We start from the raw sequence: 1,292 nt of genomic DNA on the forward strand, positions 1-1,292 counted from the left end.
GTCATCGCCAGCGCCGCAGGGCCGTCCCAAGGCTCCATCACCGAGTTGCAGTAGGAATACATGTCGCGCCAGGCCTGCGGCAGCTCTACCGCCTGCTTGGACCAGCTTTCCGGTACCAGCATGGTCTTGGCCATCGGCGCCGACCGGCCCGCACGCACCAGCACCTCGAACACACCGTCCAACGCGGCAGAATCCGACGCACCGCCCGGCACAATCGGCTTGATGTCTTCGGCATGGTCGCCAAAGGTCGCCGACGCCATGCGGATCTCATGGCTTTTCATCCAGTTCAGGTTGCCCTTCAGAGTGTTGATCTCGCCGTTATGGGCCAGCATCCGGAACGGCTGCGCCAGCCACCACTGCGGGAAGGTGTTGGTGGAATAGCGCTGGTGATAGATCGCAAAGGCGGATTCAAAGCGCTCATCTATCAGGTCCGGGTAGAACACCGCCACCTGCTCGGCCAGCATCATGCCCTTGTAGATGATCGACCGGCAGCTGAGTGAGGCAATATACAGGCCCGAAATAGCCGCGGCATTGGCCGTCTTCTCGACCCGGCGGCGGATCACATACAGTTCGCGCTCAAAGGTTTCCTCGTCCACGCCCTTGGCGTTGGAGATCAGGATCTGCTCGATCTCGGGGCGGGTCGCGTTGGCCTTTTCGCCCAGACAGGTCACATCCACCGGCACATGGCGCCAGCCGTAGATGGAATAGCCCATGCGCAGAACTTCGGTTTCCATTATGGTCCGGCAACGCTCCTGCGCGCCGAAATCGGTGCGTGGCAGGAACACCTGGCCCACCGCCATCAGCTCATCCTGGCGCGGCTCGTGGCCGGTGCGACGGATCTGGTCATAGAAGAACGGAACCGGGATCTGAACATGGATGCCCGCGCCGTCGCCGGTCTTGCCGTCGGCATCCACCGCACCGCGGTGCCAGATCGCCTTCAGCGCGTCGATGCCGGCCTTAACCACCCTGCGGCTCTTCTTGCCGTCAACCGAGACCACTAGCCCGACGCCGCAGGAAGAATGCTCTTCCTCCTCGGAATACAGGCCATTTTCAGCCATCCACTTGCGCTTGGTTTCTTCGGCGCGCACCCAATCCGCATCAAATTTGGTCATTGGCTGTTTCCTTCTACGGAGGGGGCAAACATCTCGATCACGTCAGCGCCGGTCAGTTTCCGGCTGCTGCTGTCGAACCCGTAGCCCGCTGGCTTCTTGTCGATGTAAAGTTCCAGGCGCAATTCATTGCCGCCTGCGTTTTCAAACAGGCCAGCCGACATCTGCGTCTGGCCCTTATGT

Annotated in this window: 2 pseudogenes; both read right to left on the minus strand. The window is 61.1% G+C overall.

Features of this window, described 5'->3' with window-relative positions:
- Positions 1-1,112, minus strand: a pseudogene (locus A2I95_RS39040) (glutamate synthase large subunit); the annotation flags it as partial.
- A pseudogene (locus tag A2I95_RS39045) lies at positions 1,109-1,292 on the minus strand (GFA family protein); the annotation flags it as partial. The pseudogenes A2I95_RS39040 and A2I95_RS39045, both read right to left, overlap by 4 nt.

This window comes from Leisingera sp. F5, assembly GCF_001593695.1.